Raw genomic sequence first — 16672 nt, forward strand, 5'->3', positions numbered from 1 at the left:
TTATATTATAATATTTATATTAATGTATTGGCTAAAATTATAATTTAATATCAGATGGATTTAAAATATATAAAGTATTTATATTTTATCCTATTTATCTAATATTAAAAAATAAATGCCACAGATAATTATATCTGTGGTTTTTATTAATACCAATGGGAAAGCAAGAAGTTTGCTATACTTTCATATGGTATTTTTTCATTTTTTAATAGTCCTTGGATAACTAATCCATCAACTATTGATACTAGTAAAAATGATAGGGCTTCGGCATCTTGAGTACCAGTTTTTATAATTTCGCATTTTAAAGTATTGCGCCACTCTATATATTTAAGTTTAATTTGTTCTTTTAATTTATCATTTCCTGTGATTGCTTCACAAAGTATATACATATGGATACGTCCACGATTTTCTATTGTAGAAATTTTATCTAATATAAGATTAATCATTTGATCTTTTGAATTTTCAGAATCAATACCCTGGACACAGTTTAAAACGGAGCTAGTTATAACTTCTAGATGCATGTTAGCTATATCTGAAATTAAATCGTCTTTTGAAGAATAGTGATAGTATAAAGTACCTTTGCTTATATCCACAGCCTTTGCAATATCTGCTAGACTGGTATTTTTTATTCCATTTTTAGTAATTAACTCAGTTGCAGCTAATAAGATATTTTCTTTCATATTATTTGGTTTCATAGAATCAACCTTTCATAAAAAAACTTGCTATTTTTGATAAAACAATTATAAACGTATAAGAAAATGTTGTCAACAAAGGTAGTATTAAAATTGAATAATTTACAGAATTTTTAGTTATTGACTTTTTACAAAAGTGAAGGTACAATTAAAATAAATATCGGTCGACTGACTGACTGATAAATTTGATTTGATAATTAATCATGAGATAAAAATAAAATAGATATTATGTTTATACAAAGAGAGGGAGTATATGAGTAAAATAAAAATAATAACAGACAGTTCATGTGACTTAAATAAAGATATAATTGAAAAATATAATATAGGTGTAGTAGGCCTTAATGTATCTTTTGGATATGAAACATATACTGATGGAGAAATGGATAATGATACATTTTATGAAAGAATGGAAATAGAAAAAGAGCTTCCAAAGACATCTTGTCCTTCTCCTGAAAAATTCGTAAATACTTATAACTGTGAAGAAGATGAAGTTTTAGTAATTACTATAACTTCTAAATTATCTGCTACATACTCAACAGCTACACTTGCAAAGAACATGTTTTTAGAAGAAAATAAAAATAAATGTATAGAAATTATAGACAGCGAGAGTGGCTCAGTGGGTCAAGGGCTTTTAGTAGTAAAAGCTGCTCAGCTAGTAGAAGAAGGAAAAACGTTAAAAGAAATAGTAGAAGAAATTGAAAAGTTAAAAAAAGATATTGTTTTTTATGGATCTCTTGAAACCTTAGAGAATGCTATAAAAGGTGGTAGAATAAATCCTATAGCAGGTAAAATAATAAATGCTCTTAACTTTAAAGTTATAATACAAGTCTCAGAAGGGGTAGTAAAACCTGTTGATAAAGCAAGAGGAGATAACAATTCTATAAAAAAAGTTATCGATAATGTTTTAAAAAGAGCTGATGAAAAAGAAAAGAGAGTTTTAGCAATAGGGCATTCTAATTGTTTAGAAAAGGCTTTAAAAGTTAAAGATATGCTTGAAAAGCAATATGATTTTAAAGATATAACTATTAGTGAAGTTGGTTCAGTTATGGGAACTTATACATCAAAAGGAGCTATATTAATAAGTATTTTATAAAAGAAAATAGTATCTCTATTTCTAAGAGATACTATTTTTCTTATTTTTTAATAAGTTTACATAATTAAATTTAAGTAAAAATGTTTAGATTTTATAACCATATATTAAAAATGAACTCATTAATAAAATAACTTAAAAGAAATAATCCCAATAAATATATATACTTATAATTAAAGCTAAAATTGTGTAAATCATAGATATGAAAAAAGGTATACTTTTAAAAAATCTAAGATTATAATTCCTGGTTGTTTCCTTGTCTATTGCAATAGCAGTCCAATAGTCTAAAAAACGATTATATATACTATCTTCTGTTGAGAAAAAGCAAATAATGGTAGTAAATAAAACTCCGACTATTAAAGACATATCAATAAAAGATACTTTTAAGATACTACTTAGAAAGTAATTTGAAAATATTAGTAAAGATAAAGTTAGGATGGCAGAAAAAGCTTTTTTCAAGAAAAAACCTCCTTAATTTAGTGTGACTTAAGATATTAGAATAGATTTAACCTATATAAAAAAGGGTAATTTACTATTAATATATAAGTATTTTATATAACTAATGATTATGATAACTAAATTATACACGGAGGTATATATGAAGGATATAAAATTAGTAAAGTTAGTAGGAGACATAAAAAGTGTTAATATAGATGAAATAAGAAAATTAGAAGTAGGAGTTGAGATACAAAGTTTTCCACAAAATATATTAGATGAAGATTATAGTTATATTATAAAAGAGTGTAAATTTAAGCTTAGAAATTTTGATAATATAATATCATTACATGGTTCTTCTTTTGATTTAAATCCAGGAAGTACGGATAAAAAAGTAATAGAGTTAACTAAATATAGATATATGCAATCTATTAATATTGCAAAGGAAATAGGAGCTAAGTATGTAATATTTCATAGTCAAATTTCACCATTAATAAGTGTAGATAAAATTAGAAAGCTAAAAATAAATAATCAGATATTATTTTGGAAAGAATTTCTTAAAGAAATTGATGATTTAGATATAACTATACTTTTAGAAAATGAATATGAAGATAGTTATGAGGAGTTACTTTATATAATAAAAGAGGTAAATTCACCAAAATTAAAAATTTGCTTAGATACAGGTCATGTTTTAGCATATTCTAATAAAAGTTTAGAAAGTTGGTTTTTAGGATTAAACGATTATATAAAATATGTACATCTACACTTTAATGAAGGCAAAGATGATTCTCATACAAAGCCTACAAATGATCAATTAGTAAAGTTTAAACATATAATTGAAAAAGTAAATATAAAACCGATAATATCATTAGAGTATAATATTGAGGATGCAAAAGAAGAAATTCCCAGAATAAGAGAGATACTAAATAAATAAAAAGCAGTGATTAAAATTTTAATCACTGCTTTTTATTTATTTAGTATTATATTATAATATTTAAGGTTATTGACAAAATAAGAATCTAAAAATGAAATTATAAAAAATTTATTGGATAGAATTAAATAGTATATAGGAGGTGAATTTTATGAAAAAGTTATTAATATTAATCGTAGTTTTAATATCGACTATTATTGTAAGCTCAAGTAGTTTAAATGAAAATAGGCAATTATCTAAGATAGAAAAAATAGAAGACTTTGAATGCGTTTATGAAAATATAAAAAACGGATATCCATATTTAGATGTCATTAAAAGAAGTGACAATATAGATTGGCTAGAAAATAAACAAGAATACATAAAAAGAATTAAAAAAACTACAAATGATGATGAATTTATAGAAGAGCTTTCATCTATAATATCTGATTTAAAAAATAGACATACTGAATTAATAGATAATAAAAACAGATATGAACTTTTTAAAAAATCATATTCAAAAAATAATTGGTATGACTTTTTAGATGATAAAAATGTTATAGATAGATATAATTCTATAACACAAAAAATAGAGATACCAAAAGGTATTTTTATGAAAAAAGAATTAATATTAAAGGATATAAAAGATGGTGAGGTTGGATATATTTATTTACCATCAATGGCATCTAAAAATGGATCTACAACTAAAGATTTAAAAATGATAGGTGATTATATAAATGGCTTAGATAACCATAAAGCTTTAGTTATAGATATAAGAGGAAATAAAGGGGGAAGTGATAGTTATTGGCAAGGTGTTGTTTCTAAACTTATTGAAAAAGATACAAAAATAGTTGGATATAGGGTTTATAGAGGTGATAGTGAATTGGTTAAAAGATATACTAATATAAGAAAGTTAAAATTAAAGCCTATAAAATATTTGCCTGATGATGTGAAGCAAAATTCTCCTAAAGAAGTTTTTAATAAATTTAGTGATTTTGAAGAAACCTCATATACTATAAAATCTAAGAAGGAATCTAGATTTAAAGGACACATATATGTACTTATAGATAACTCTGTATACTCGTCATCCGAGACATTTGCAATGTTTTGTAAAGAAACTAAGTTTGCAAAGCTAATCGGCCAAACAACTGGAGGAGATGGTGGAGGACTAGATCCTATTTTATTTAAACTAAAAAATATTGGGTTGATTGTTAGAATGGCAAGTGGAATGTACTTAAATGAAAAAGGAATATGTGATGAAGAGTTTAAAACTTCACCAGATTTTAAAATGAAAAATTATGAAAGAACTAAAGAATTTGAAAATGATAATTGTATAAAAAAAGTATTAGAACTTGAAAACATCAAAAACTAATCTATAAAAATATTTCAAATTTAAAATATTAAATTGACTTGTAAAAGAAAGGGAAAATGTTTAAGTAAATAAAAAATAAGGTATATATAATATTGTTAATACATAAAAAATAGTTACTCGGGAGGTAGCATCATGAAAATGAATAAAGCATTAATTATAGGACTCGGATTGGTGATTGTGTGCGGGGCTGGGGTTAGTTATTCATTAGCAAAAGATGATAAGTCCGAATATTTAACAAAAGAACAAGCTAAAAGTATAGTTTTAGAAAAAGTTCCGGATGGTAAAATATTAGAATTTGCATATAATAATGAAGATAATAATCCTAAATATGACTCAAAAGTTGTAAAAGATAATATTAAATATGAAGTAGATGTAGATGCTGAAACAGGGGATATAGTAAACTTTTCACAAGAGGTACTTAAAGAAACTAATAAAGATAAAACTCCAGATAAACTAATAAGTGAAGATAAAGCTATGGATATAATGCTTCAAAAAGTTCCAAAAGCAACAGTTCAAAGCTTTGACTTTGATAAAGATGGAAAAGAACCAGAATATGAAGGTGTTCTCGTAAAAGCTGATACAAAATATGAAATTACTGTAGATGCAAAATCAGGTAATATAAAAGAATTTAGTCATGAAAAAATAAAAGTAAAAGATACAAATGATGATCAGTATGGTGATATAAAACTAGATGACTAAAATAAAAAAAGTGTAGCTATCTAATAAATTTAGATATTTACACTTTTTTTATTTTAGAAAATATATTTAAAAGAAAAATAAATATATAGTTCATTACTATTTCAGATTAATTAAATATAGAAAATAACTATAATTGTTGAAAGTATATGTTTAATTTAGTAACATTAGAAAAATACTTATATAAGATATAAATAGAGGAGGATAAATATGATATACAATAATGTTTTAGAACTTATAGGAAAAACTCCAATTCTTAAATTAAATAATATACAAGATAACAATAATATATATTTAAAATTAGAAAAGTACAATAGTGGAGGAAGCATTAAAGATAGAGCTGTACTTGGTATGATTGAAGATTTAATGATAGAAAATAAAATTAAACAAGGTGATACTATTGTAGAAGCAACTAGTGGAAATACAGGAATTGCACTTTCAATGATTGGAAAGGTAAAAGGATTAAATATAATAATCGTTATGCCAAGTTCTATGAGCAAAGAGCGTATAGATTTAATGAAGGCTTATGGTGCAGAAGTTATTTTAACTAAAAAAGGTGGTATGCAAGCATCTATAGACAAATCAATAGAACTTGTAAATTCCAATGAAAGCTATAAATCATTAAAACAATTTGAAAATGAAAGTAATCCTAAAAAGCATTATAATACTACTGCTATAGAAATTTATGAAGATGTAGAGAATATTGATATATTTATAGCTGGAATAGGAACAGGTGGTACTATAAGTGGAATAGGAAAATATTTAAAGGAAAAAAATCCAAATATAAGAGTAATAGGAGTAGAACCAGAAAGTTCTCCTTTAATATCTAAAGGATATAGTGGAGCTCATAAAATACAAGGAATAGGAGCTAATTTTATACCAAAGAATTTAGATATGAATATTATAGATGAAATAATAACTGTAAAAGATGATGATGCAATTAATACTATTAAACTTTTAGGGGAAAAAGAAGGAATATTAGTTGGGATATCCTCAGGAGCTAATGTATTTGCAAGTATTGAAATTGGTAAAAAATATAAAGGTAAAAATATAGTTACAGTATCACCTGATGGAATAGAAAAATATTTATCTATGGATATATTTTAAAAAAGTTTATAACATGGAGGAAGTATGATAAAAGAAATTAATGAGGATATTGAATATATACTTGAGAATGACCCCGCAGCAAGAAGTAAATTAGAGGTGTTTTTTCTTTATCCATCAATTCATGCACTTATAGCTCATAGGATATCACATTTTTTTTATAATCATAAAAGATATCTTATAGCTAGATTTATATCTCAAATAAATAGATTTATAACAGGGATAGAGATACACCCTGGGGCTAATATTGGAAGTGGAATATTAATTGACCATGGTATGGGAGTTGTAATAGGAGAAACTGCCGTTGTTGGAAATAGGGTTACTATATACCATGGCACTACTTTAGGGGGTACAGGTAAAGAAAGTGGAAAAAGACACCCTACTGTAGGCAATGACGTTATAATTGGAGCAGGTGCTAAAGTCTTAGGACCCATAACCATAGGTAATAATTCAAAGGTAGGTGCGAATTCCGTAGTTCTAAAAGATGTTCCAAGTAATAGTACGGTAGTTGGGATTCCAGGAAAAATAATAAATAACAAAAACAACTAAAAAATGGTTCATTTTATGAACCATTTTTTAAAGTTTAAAAAATTTAGTTTAATTTAAGTTGTAGAATAGAGTGCAAATTAAAATTTCATATATTCTAACTCATTTGATATACTTATATTAAAAACATAAGAAAGAGAAATTTCATTTAAGAATTTAACTTTCTCATCGTCATTTAAATCTATTAAATCAAGTTTTTTGTGATAATCCATTACAAAAGCTTTTAAGTCTGGTATTTCATCAAACATGTAATAATTAAGACCATCATTATGTATATCATAATTATCTTTAATTATTTTAAAAATTGTTCTACCACCAAATAAATCTGCTAAATATCTAGTATAGGCATGTGCGACTAAAAGTTTTGGATTTATTTGAGATATTTCTTCTAATCTATCAACAAAAACTCTTGTAGAATCGCAAATTTCTACTGAATCAAGTTCATAACCTAGTAAGAATTTAGAATCTTTAAGTAAAGACTCAGCTCTAAATACTTCTGGAGTTATAAACTCTTTTAAGACTATATCGTTTTTATGCTTTTCTAGATTTTCCTCTATTGCTTTGTAAACAAAATAAAGATTATAGATATACTCACCATAACTTTCTACAGTAGCATTTCCATCAACTAATCTTTTTATGAACCCTGTATTTTCAGCCATATCATGTAGTTTTTTAGTACTTTGTTGAATGACTTTTAAAAAGTTCATATCCATAAAATCATCTTCTTTCTTTATTATATTGATTATCTATTATATAAGTACCCTTAAGGATTTATATTAAACTTCAAAAACTTAAAATTAGATAAAAGACTTTTTTATTATATAAGTGTATAATTAATATATTATAATATAAAAATAGTTATTAGATAATTAAAGATAGGTGATAGTGTGCAAGATTATGAATATATAAAAATAAAAGAATTGGAAAAGTGGAAGCTTAAGATGAAGAAAAAACCTTCTATAATAAACAAAGCTTCTAAAGAAACTCAAAATAAATTAAATTCTATATTACCAGAACAATATCATAGTATAATCACATCGGCAATAAAAAATATGACAAAGGTAGTTTTATTTGGTTCTAAATATACTACAAAAACACCAATTATAAATATTTCTATAGAAGAGCGAGATAATTTAGCTTATGAAAAAATAAGACTGTATAAAAAAACAGCTATGTTAGAAGGTGCTGGAACTGGAGCTGGAGGTATTTTAATAGGGCTTGCTGATTTTCCACTACTTCTTAGTATTAAGATAAAACTACTTTATGAAATTGCAAGTATATACGGATTTGATACAAATGACTATAAGGAAAGGATATATATACTTAATATATTTCAATTAGCATTTTCTAGTCAAAATCATGTAAATGATATTTTTAAGAATATGGAAAACTTCGATTTTTTAAAGGAAACTCTATCTAATGATATAAATGATTTTGATTGGAGAAAATTTCAACAAGAATATAGAGATTATATAGATTTGGCTAAACTTCTTCAATTAGTTCCAGGTATCGGGGCTTTTGTGGGAGCTTATGTAAATAATAAACTAGTAGATAAATTAGGGGAGTATGCAATTTATTCATATCATATGAGGTTACTTAATTCTAATAACTGTATAGTAGAAAAAGAAAGTTGGATATCTAGGCAATATAAATATATTTTTAATAAAAAAATTGATAAAAAATCAAATTAATTTACTTATAAAAAAGGAATGCACACAAAACAAGAAGAATTAAAAATTAATAAAAAGCACAAGGTGATTCACACATTAAGTATGAATCACCTTTTTTTAGGAGGTATTGTATGTTAAATCTATTCATAAACAACAATACAAATTGTATGTGTCATTTAGAAAATATAGTAAAAGAAGAAATTTGGGAATTAGAAAACAAACCATTTTTAATAGTTAGTGGAAACGATATTAATCTAAAAAGTACTAGTATAGAAATTTTTCAAGATAATAATAAATTATTTAGTGGTTATATAGAAATAGATAAAAATTCTTTTTCAATAAAAATATATTTAAAAGAAAGATTACAGCATACAAATAACATAAAAATTATATTGGATAATTACGAAGAAGTATTTAACATTAAATTAAATAAGTTGTATGGGTTTGTAAAGTATAAAGATAAAACTCCTGTAAAAAATGCTGTAATTAGCTGTACAGGAAGTGAAATAGTAGTTTTAAGTGATAAAAATGGTTATTTTGAGCTATATTTAAGCGACAATGTAGATAGTATTGGAATTTTTGATAAAGAATACTCAAAAGAAACTCTTGAAGTATGGCTATACAATATTGACTTATATGACGATTTAAAAATAGATACAATTATGGATAGAGGAGAAGTTTACAATATAAGGGTTTGGAATCAAGAATGTAGTACATATATACATTTTATACCTATGTCTATGACTAGAGTTAATAAAATTGCAGAAAAGACTTGTAAAAAGGAATCAGAACTAATATTAGATAAAGATATTTGGCCACAACTTAGAAAGGAAGATGTAGAAGTCTTTTGTAATGATAAAAAATTAGAACTTTTAGCTTTTGGGAAAATTAAAGATTTTTTGGCTAGAATAAATGAAAATAATATATATAGAAATGGATATATAGTATGTGTTGAAAAATTAGATGAGAATAATCATAATTTGATAAAAATAAGATTTAAAGATAAATTCATTTTAGACGAAAAGATAACTATAGACTTTGGAGAGGGATATTATCTTTATTAATAGAATATAAATAATGTATATTTTTATTGGGGGAGATATATATGATTTTAAAATTAAATGATAGACATAAAGATATAGTTTTAAACTATGTAGGAAAAGAACCAAGCATAAATTTATTTATAATAGGGGATATCGAACAATATGGATTTGATAAAGACTTTCAAGAGGTATGGGGAAGTTTTGATGAAAAAAATAACTTAACTGGAGTTTTACTTAGATATAACAACAATTTCATTCCTTACATAGAAAACTTAAATAAAGATGTATCGGAGTTTAAGAAAATTATAAAATCATATAAAGGAAATAAGTTTATATCAGGTAAGAGCGATATAATTGAAAAATTTAAAGACATACTCAATGACTTTGAAGAAAAATATATGTACTTTTGTCAATTAAAAGAAAAAAGTAAATTATTAAAATGGGATGATTCTATTAAGGTGGCAACAGAAAAAGATGCACCAAGAATTCATGAATTAATAGACACTATAGATGAATTTTCTGTTCAAGATAGTGTTAAAGAAATTGAGGAAAAGATTAGAGATAATAACAAAGTAGTTTACTATATTGAAAATGAGAAAAAAGAAATTATAACAGTATCTCAGATAACTGCTGAAAATAGTAAATCAGCTATGGTTGTAGGGGGAGCAACAAGAAAGGATTATAGAGAAAAAGGATATATGAGTAAATGTTTATCTAAACTATGTAGTGATTTTATTGATAAAAACAAATCGCTGTGTCTTTTTTATGATAATCCAAAAGCAGGAAGCGTTTATAAAAAAATTGGATTTGAGGAAATAGGAACATGGATTATGTTAGTTGAACGAAAGAATTAAATTTCTAAAGGGGGTTTTAGGTATGATTTCAAGCTCAATAGTTTTATTAGTAGGTTTACTTGGAGTCATGTTAGGAATAACAGTTAGAAAGTATAAAATGGGTTACTTAGTAAGAGGAATAGATTTAGAAAAATATGATAATGATAAAACTTCACAAACAATGGGAAATTTTACTTTGCTTTGTGGAATTTGCATAACAATTATAGGAAGTATTAGCTTTATTTTAAATGGAGAGTGTAAAGAAATTATAGGAATTAGCATCGTTTTAGTAGCTACATTAACATCTTTGGCTGGAAATTTCAAGGTTAAAAGAAATGCAAGAATAGAGTAGGATAATAGTATATATTGTTTGAAAAGTCAGTAAAATTATGCTAATGTATATATACATAATAAAATTTGGAGGAGATCAAACTAATGGCTTTTTTTAATAAGTTAGCAGGATATGGGTCAATAGATAATTCTGCAGGGGATAGAATAAAAGATTATTTAATAGATGGAGAAGAGGTTATTCAAGCATTTACATTTATAAGAGACTCTATAATATTAAGTAATTATGGAATATATTTAGTAGATGTTCAAGGGGTTAGTGGTAAAAAAGTAGAAGTAAAGTTTTTTCCATCTAAAAATGTAAAAAGCATTTCTTTTGAAAGTGCGTCTACATTTGATTTAGATGTAGATATAAAAATAGGGGTTGATGGAAATTCAACTATGGGTCAAAATGGTATACCATATAATGCACCTATCTCATTTAAGGTTCCAAAAACTCAAGCTCAAGAAGCTAAGCAAATAGTTAAACTTGTAAAAAAACATTATTTATTTAAATAAAATGAAAAAGCATATAGCAGTTGCTATATGTTTTTTTTATTTATTAAATTTAATTTTACAGAAAAAAATGAATTTAATAAATTATTTAAAAGCAAATGATTTCAGATAAAAAAACAAAAAAATATAAGTGTTACGACAAAAAATTACAAAATATGGCAAAAATATATGTTATAATGCAAACGGCAATTAAATATTTTTTTATTTAATTACTAAGAATAAATTTAGATATAAGGGGTGTTTTTCAATGAAAAAAAGTAAAATGCTAATAGCTAGTATGGTTTTAGGTATAATCTATACATTATACTTAGTATTCTATTTTGCAGGTGCAATAGGTGGATCTGCAGATGCAGCTGAGGCAATAGGAGCATCTATAGCAGCTACACTTGTAATACCACATATGGCATGTGTTGCAATAGGAGTTATATTCTCAATAGTAGCAGTAGTTACAAGTAAGCCGTGGGCAGGATTAACATCTATGATACTATACTTTGTAAGTGGAATTTTATTTTTACCATATGTAATATTCTCAATAGTACTAGGTGTCGTAGCTTTATGTGGATGGTTAAATATGAAAAAAATAATAGATAAACAAAATGGTGCAAAAGCTTAATATGGTAGATAAAAAGACTAAGAATATATATTCTTAGTCTTTTTATCTACCATATTACTTCTAATGATAATAATTTTTCAAAATTAAGTAATACAATATTACATAGATTAAGTCATTCAATAATAAATTCGATAACAGAAAAAAATAAATAAATGTATAATTAAATTGAAGGTTTTTATAAATCATTAATAAATGTTTTTTCAGCGTGAAAAATTATTTCACACCATAAATATTAGATTTTATTCCATAATATACATATATATCTATATTTATGATAATATTTAAATTAATTAAAGGAAAATAATGGATTATGAAAAACTTATATTAAGTTGGCATTAAATAAAACAATGGGAGGAAAAGATGATAGAAGTAAGAAATTTATGTAAATCTTTTACTAGAGTTGTAAAAGATAATGGCTCAAAGAAAAAAAGTAAATTTTCAAAGCACAAAACAAAGAAAGAGGACTTCTTAGCTGTAAACAATATTAGTTTTGAAGCTAAAGAAGGAGAAATCTTAGGAATTTTAGGACCAAATGGAGCAGGTAAAACAACTCTACTTAGAATGCTTGGAGGAATACTAACTCCTACATCAGGTAGTATAAATGTTTGTGGATATGATTACTCAATTGATAAAAATTCAGCAAAAAAAGAAATTGGATATTTATCTGGAAATACAAAGTTGTATAATCGTCTTTCTCCAAGAGAGCTATTAACAACTTTTGCAAGTTTATATGAAATGCCAAAGGACGAGATAGAAAAGTCTATAAATGAAGTAATAGATATAATGGGCATGGAAAGTTTTATAGATAATAGAATAGAAAATTTATCTACAGGTCAAACTCAAAGAACTTCAATAGCAAGATGCCTAATTCACTCACCTAAAATTTATATATTTGATGAGCCAACATTAGGTTTAGATGTTATAAGTAGTAAATCTATTATAGATTTTATGAAAAATGAGAAAAAAAGAGGAAAAACAGTTTTATATTCAACTCACTACATGGAAGAAGCTGAAACTCTATGTGATAGAATAATGATGATTCACCAAGGTGAAGTAATTGCAATTGGAACTCCAACAGAGTTAAAAGAAAAGACAGAGACAGATAATTTAAGAGATGTATTTATAACTCTTGCAAGTGAAAGAGGTGATTTATTTGAGGACTAAAATAGTAAATCAAATATTTAAAAAAGAAATTCTAGATATATTAAGAGATAAAAAGACTATATTTATGATGATTATACTACCTATTATTTTATATCCCATTTTAATGGTTGGTATGACGCAAGTTATGTCGATGTCTATGAATAGTATGGAAAAAGAAAACATAAATATAGCATTTAACAAAAAACCAGATGCTATATTAAATGAAGTTATAAAAGAAACTAATGTAAATAGAAAAAAGGATAATAGTGAAATTGGAGAAATTAAAATTAAAGAAAGTAAAGACTATAAAAAGGATTTAAATGATGGTAAAATATCTGCTTTTATAGAAATTAGCCAAAATGATAAATTTGAAGATTTTAAAGTATATATAAATTCATCTAATAATTCTTCTTCAATGGCAGAAAAAGAAATTGAAAATATATTAAATACATATAAAGAAGATTTAGTTGAAAATAAAGTAAGAGAAAGTGGTTTAGATGTTAAATCTACACTAGAGCCAGTTTCTTATAAAACTGTAGATGTTGCAAAAAATGAAGAAGTAGCAGGTCATTTACTGGGACAAATACTTCCATTTGTATTAATTATAGGATTATTAATGGGAGCTATATATCCTGCAATAGACGTTATGGCAGGGGAGAAAGAAAGAGGAACTCTAGAAACATTATTTACACTTCCTATAACAAATCTAGAACTGGTTATGGGTAAATACATGGCAGTATCCTTATGTGCAGTGGCATCAGCAATTTTAAACTTTTTATCTATATTTATAACTATTGCCTTTTTGTTTGCCAGTCAGGGAATGGCAAGTCAAATGGGAATGATTAATATAGACTTATCACAAATGATACTTCCAGGAATAATAACATTAATATGTGTATGTTTATTTGCTATGGTTGTATCGGCTATAAGTATGTGCGTATGTTCTCTTGCAAAGAGCTTTAAAGATGCACAAAACTACATAACTCCAATAACTTTACTTGTTATGATACCTTCATATGTATCTATGATACCAAATATAAGCTTAAATAGCTTTACAGCTACTATACCGGTTGTAAATATTTCACTACTTATAAAAAGTGTTCTTACATTCAATAGCAATATAAGTTTAATAGCTTTAGTTTTAGTTTCAAACTTTGTTTTTGTTATAATCTCTGTGTTACTTTTATCTAAGATGTTTAATTCAGAAGAAATTTTATTTGGTAGTAGCAAAAGTTTTGCCTTACTTGAAAAGAGAAGTAATATCAAAAAAGGAACGATGCCATCAATAGGTGATGGAGTAACATTATATGCTGTTGGTGTAGTTTTATTAATCTATGTAGGAAGTTTAATTCAACTTAAATTTAAAATGGGTGGAATAGCTCTAACTCAGATAATGATAATAGGACTTCCATTATTATTTGTATGGTATATAAAATCAGACTTTAAAAAGGCTTTTAGTATAAAAGTTCCAAAATTAATTAATGTTTTAGGTGGTATAGTTTTATGGATTGGAACATTCATAGTAGTTAATCTTATAACTCAAATAATGTTATTTTTATTCCCGCAAAACATGCAAGTTGTAGAAGGTTTAAATGATGTACTAAAATTAGACTCAAGTTTTTTATTAAACTTACTAGTTGTAGCGGTTATGCCTGCTATATGTGAAGAGTTTTTCTTTAGAGGGTTTGTATTTACCTCATTTAGTAATGGGAAAAATAAAAAAGCTCAAATATGGGCAGTAATTTGTAGTGGAGTTCTATTTGGATTTATGCATATAGATTTTATAAGAGTCATACCGACTAGTATCTTAGGTATAGCACTTGGATATGCAGTTTACAAAAGTAAATCTATATTTATACCTATGTTAATGCACTTTTTAAATAATTCAGTAGCTGTACTTGCAATGCATACTACAAGTCATAGTGGATTTATAGGAAAAATAAATGATTTATTAACTATTGATTTTAATAACTTTAATACAATTAAATTTTTAGGGTTAATAATTTTGAGTATAATTTTAGCATTTATAGGAAGTAAGCTATTAAATAATAAAGAAAAGCAAGTTTAAATATATCTTTAAAGGAGTTATCTTGAAATATAGATAGCTCTTTTTTTTTATTTAAAATTATTAAAAATTTTAATGATGATTATTACAATTATAAATTTTACTTATAGGAAGTTTAGGTATATACTATTATCTGTATTAAAGAAAAAATTAACAATTTATATATATAAGCTCTTTACAAAGGAGGATGCAAATATGAGAGATGTTACTGTAATAGGAGCTGGTGTAGTAGGTTGCGCCATAGCAAGAGAATTATCTAAATACGATTTAGATGTAGTTGTAATTGATAAAAATGAAGATGTAGCTGAAGGTATATCAAAAGCTAACAGTGGAATTATACACGGAGGGTACAACGAGAAAAAAGGAACTTTAAAAGCAAAACTTAACTTAGAAGGAAATAAAATGATGGATGAGTTAGCTGAGAAATTACAATTTCCTTTTAAAAGAAATGGTGCTTTAGTTTTAGCTTTTAGTGAAGAGGAATTAGAAAGAGTAAAAGAACTTAAAGCCAATGGAGAAGAAATCGGAGTTAAGGGATTAGAAATTTTAAATAGAGAAGAAGTTTTAAACCTAGAAAAAAATATAAATAAAGATGTATTAGGTGCATTATATGTAAAAACTTCAGGTATAGTAAGTCCATATGAAATGACATTGGCATTTGGAGAAAATGCAGTTGAAAATGGAGTTGAATTTATACTAGGACAAGCTGTAGTAGATATAAAAAAAGAAGATGAAATATATAAGGTTAAACTTGAAGACAACAAAGTAATAGATAGTAAAATAGTTATAAATGCATCTGGATTAGGTGGAGGTTATATAAGCTATTTAGTTAGTGGAACAAAATATGAAATAGATCCTGTTAAAGGAGAATATTGTTTATTTGATAAAGTAGCAGGAAATTTATGTGAAAAAACTCTATTTCAAGTGCCAACTAAGTTAAGTAAAGGAGTTTTAGTTACACCAACAGTTGATGGAAATCTTTTAGTAGGACCTAATGCAAAAAGTAGTGATAACATAGAAACTTCAAGAGAAGGTATAGATGAAATTTTAAACAAAAGTAAGAAAACAATGAAAGATATACCAGTTGCAAGAGTTTTAAATACTTTTAGTGGTCTAAGACCTAAAGTTTGTGGTGGAGATTTTATAATAGAAGAAGCCAAGGATTCTAAAAACTTTATAAATGTAATAGGTATTGATTCACCTGGATTAACAGCAGCTCCAGCAATAGCTACTTATGTAATTGAATTAGTTTCTAGAAATATAGAATTACACAAAAAAGGAAATTATAAAGAAACTAGAACAAAAATGGTTAGAATGAGCGAATTAAGTATGGATGAAAAAAATAAATTAATTGCTGAAAATCCAGCTTATGGAAAAATGGTGTGTAAATGTGAGTTTGTAACAGAAGGTGAAATTATAGATGCCATAAAAAGACCTTTAGGAGCAACTACACTAGATGGAATAAAAAGAAGAACTAGAGCTATGATGGGTGGATGCCAAGGTAGTGGATGTATGATACCTATAAGTATGATATTAAGCAAAGAATTAGGAATAGATATAAGTAAAGTAAACAAAAACTGCAAATCTTCTACAGTTGTTGGATATAAGGAGGTTTAATGA

General features: G+C 25.7%; 18 protein-coding genes. 15 read left to right on the top strand and 3 right to left on the bottom strand.

All coding sequences use genetic code 11. The features are described from left to right. Positions 1-146 precede the first annotated feature (146 nt). Positions 147-695, bottom strand: a complete 549-nt coding sequence (locus tag ATCC9714_RS06660; protein ID WP_057544808.1) for a TetR/AcrR family transcriptional regulator — start codon at positions 693-695, stop codon at positions 147-149. Between the two features lie 250 nt (positions 696-945). Here ATCC9714_RS06660 and ATCC9714_RS06665 point away from each other — a divergent pair, with 250 nt between their 5' ends. Next, a complete protein-coding gene (locus ATCC9714_RS06665) occupies positions 946-1785 on the top strand; it encodes a DegV family protein (protein WP_057544809.1) in 840 nt (279 codons plus the stop codon). 132 nt (positions 1786-1917) lie between these two features. On the opposite strand, the gene ATCC9714_RS06670 is transcribed toward ATCC9714_RS06665, so the two are convergent. Then, positions 1918-2241: a hypothetical protein gene (locus ATCC9714_RS06670; protein ID WP_021124165.1), complete on the bottom strand. Its 324-nt coding sequence runs from the start codon at positions 2239-2241 to the stop codon at positions 1918-1920. 139 nt (positions 2242-2380) lie between these two features. Between ATCC9714_RS06670 and ATCC9714_RS06675 the strand changes: the two genes are divergently transcribed. The 5 genes from ATCC9714_RS06675 to epsC all read left to right on the top strand — a co-directional run bounded on the left by ATCC9714_RS06675 (position 2381) and on the right by epsC (position 6845). Further along, positions 2381-3151, top strand: a complete 771-nt coding sequence (locus ATCC9714_RS06675; RefSeq protein WP_057544810.1) for a sugar phosphate isomerase/epimerase family protein — start codon at positions 2381-2383, stop codon at positions 3149-3151. A 148-nt stretch (positions 3152-3299) separates the two neighbouring features. Next, positions 3300-4496, top strand: coding sequence for a S41 family peptidase (locus ATCC9714_RS06680; protein WP_054629735.1), 1197 nt, complete (start codon positions 3300-3302; stop codon positions 4494-4496). 132 nt (positions 4497-4628) lie between these two features. Beyond that, positions 4629-5195, top strand: a complete 567-nt coding sequence (locus ATCC9714_RS06685) for a PepSY domain-containing protein (protein ID WP_021130045.1) — start codon at positions 4629-4631, stop codon at positions 5193-5195. 207 nt (positions 5196-5402) lie between these two features. Then, complete coding sequence (gene cysK / locus ATCC9714_RS06690) at positions 5403-6299, top strand: cysteine synthase A (RefSeq protein ID WP_057544811.1); 897 nt, start codon at positions 5403-5405, stop codon at positions 6297-6299. Positions 6300-6323: 24 nt separating this feature from the next. Beyond that, positions 6324-6845: a serine O-acetyltransferase EpsC gene (epsC, locus tag ATCC9714_RS06695; RefSeq protein WP_057544812.1), complete on the top strand. Its 522-nt coding sequence runs from the start codon at positions 6324-6326 to the stop codon at positions 6843-6845. A gap of 77 nt (positions 6846-6922) precedes the next feature. Here the strand turns inward: epsC and ATCC9714_RS06700 are convergent, their stop codons facing one another. Then, complete coding sequence (locus ATCC9714_RS06700; protein WP_242853398.1) at positions 6923-7555, bottom strand: biliverdin-producing heme oxygenase; 633 nt, start codon at positions 7553-7555, stop codon at positions 6923-6925. Positions 7556-7729: 174 nt separating this feature from the next. Here ATCC9714_RS06700 and ATCC9714_RS06705 point away from each other — a divergent pair, with 174 nt between their 5' ends. The 9 genes from ATCC9714_RS06705 (at position 7730) to ATCC9714_RS06745 (ending at position 16669) form a co-directional block, all read left to right on the top strand. Then, positions 7730-8533, top strand: coding sequence for an EcsC family protein (locus ATCC9714_RS06705; RefSeq protein ID WP_021130041.1), 804 nt, complete (start codon positions 7730-7732; stop codon positions 8531-8533). A gap of 110 nt (positions 8534-8643) precedes the next feature. Next, complete coding sequence (locus ATCC9714_RS06710; protein ID WP_057544813.1) at positions 8644-9576, top strand: peptidase associated/transthyretin-like domain-containing protein; 933 nt, start codon at positions 8644-8646, stop codon at positions 9574-9576. Between the two features lie 41 nt (positions 9577-9617). Further along, positions 9618-10409, top strand: coding sequence for a GNAT family N-acetyltransferase (locus tag ATCC9714_RS06715; RefSeq protein WP_057544814.1), 792 nt, complete (start codon positions 9618-9620; stop codon positions 10407-10409). Between the two features lie 22 nt (positions 10410-10431). Beyond that, positions 10432-10740, top strand: coding sequence for a DUF3784 domain-containing protein (locus ATCC9714_RS06720; protein WP_021124181.1), 309 nt, complete (start codon positions 10432-10434; stop codon positions 10738-10740). Between the two features lie 83 nt (positions 10741-10823). Then, entirely contained in the window at positions 10824-11234 is a 411-nt protein-coding gene (locus ATCC9714_RS06725; RefSeq protein ID WP_021130037.1) for a PH domain-containing protein, read from the top strand. Positions 11235-11478: 244 nt separating this feature from the next. Next, entirely contained in the window at positions 11479-11844 is a 366-nt protein-coding gene (locus tag ATCC9714_RS06730) for a hypothetical protein (protein ID WP_057544815.1), read from the top strand. 360 nt (positions 11845-12204) lie between these two features. Beyond that, positions 12205-13008, top strand: a complete 804-nt coding sequence (locus tag ATCC9714_RS06735) for an ABC transporter ATP-binding protein (RefSeq protein ID WP_057548597.1) — start codon at positions 12205-12207, stop codon at positions 13006-13008. Further along, on the top strand, positions 12998-15055 hold the full coding sequence (locus ATCC9714_RS06740) for an ABC transporter permease subunit/CPBP intramembrane protease (protein ID WP_057544816.1): 2058 nt from the start codon (positions 12998-13000) through the stop codon (positions 15053-15055). Before ATCC9714_RS06735 ends, ATCC9714_RS06740 begins: the two co-directional genes overlap by 11 nt. 192 nt (positions 15056-15247) lie before the next feature. Continuing rightward, positions 15248-16669 (top strand): NAD(P)/FAD-dependent oxidoreductase, encoded by a 1422-nt coding sequence (locus tag ATCC9714_RS06745; protein WP_057544817.1) that lies wholly within the window; start codon positions 15248-15250, stop codon positions 16667-16669. Positions 16670-16672 lie beyond the last annotated feature (3 nt).

Source organism: Paraclostridium sordellii (assembly GCF_000953675.1).
GTDB classification, from domain to species: Bacteria; Bacillota; Clostridia; order Peptostreptococcales; family Peptostreptococcaceae; genus Paraclostridium; species Paraclostridium sordellii.

What these genes read in the sequence shown, in the direction of transcription:
- ATCC9714_RS06660 (WP_057544808.1), bottom strand. Translation starts at nt 695, where the DNA reads ATGAAACCAAATAATATGAAAGAAAATATCTTATTAGCTGCAACTGAG.
- ATCC9714_RS06665 (WP_057544809.1), top strand. Translation starts at nt 946, where the DNA reads ATGAGTAAAATAAAAATAATAACAGACAGTTCATGTGACTTAAATAAA.
- ATCC9714_RS06675 (WP_057544810.1), top strand. Translation starts at nt 2,381, where the DNA reads ATGAAGGATATAAAATTAGTAAAGTTAGTAGGAGACATAAAAAGTGTT.
- ATCC9714_RS06680 (WP_054629735.1), top strand. Translation starts at nt 3,300, where the DNA reads ATGAAAAAGTTATTAATATTAATCGTAGTTTTAATATCGACTATTATT.
- ATCC9714_RS06685 (WP_021130045.1), top strand. Translation starts at nt 4,629, where the DNA reads ATGAAAATGAATAAAGCATTAATTATAGGACTCGGATTGGTGATTGTG.
- cysK (WP_057544811.1), top strand. Translation starts at nt 5,403, where the DNA reads ATGATATACAATAATGTTTTAGAACTTATAGGAAAAACTCCAATTCTT.
- epsC (WP_057544812.1), top strand. Translation starts at nt 6,324, where the DNA reads ATGATAAAAGAAATTAATGAGGATATTGAATATATACTTGAGAATGAC.
- ATCC9714_RS06700 (WP_242853398.1), bottom strand. Translation starts at nt 7,555, where the DNA reads ATGGATATGAACTTTTTAAAAGTCATTCAACAAAGTACTAAAAAACTA.
- ATCC9714_RS06710 (WP_057544813.1), top strand. Translation starts at nt 8,644, where the DNA reads ATGTTAAATCTATTCATAAACAACAATACAAATTGTATGTGTCATTTA.
- ATCC9714_RS06715 (WP_057544814.1), top strand. Translation starts at nt 9,618, where the DNA reads ATGATTTTAAAATTAAATGATAGACATAAAGATATAGTTTTAAACTAT.
- ATCC9714_RS06720 (WP_021124181.1), top strand. Translation starts at nt 10,432, where the DNA reads ATGATTTCAAGCTCAATAGTTTTATTAGTAGGTTTACTTGGAGTCATG.
- ATCC9714_RS06725 (WP_021130037.1), top strand. Translation starts at nt 10,824, where the DNA reads ATGGCTTTTTTTAATAAGTTAGCAGGATATGGGTCAATAGATAATTCT.
- ATCC9714_RS06730 (WP_057544815.1), top strand. Translation starts at nt 11,479, where the DNA reads ATGAAAAAAAGTAAAATGCTAATAGCTAGTATGGTTTTAGGTATAATC.
- ATCC9714_RS06735 (WP_057548597.1), top strand. Translation starts at nt 12,205, where the DNA reads ATGATAGAAGTAAGAAATTTATGTAAATCTTTTACTAGAGTTGTAAAA.
- ATCC9714_RS06745 (WP_057544817.1), top strand. Translation starts at nt 15,248, where the DNA reads ATGAGAGATGTTACTGTAATAGGAGCTGGTGTAGTAGGTTGCGCCATA.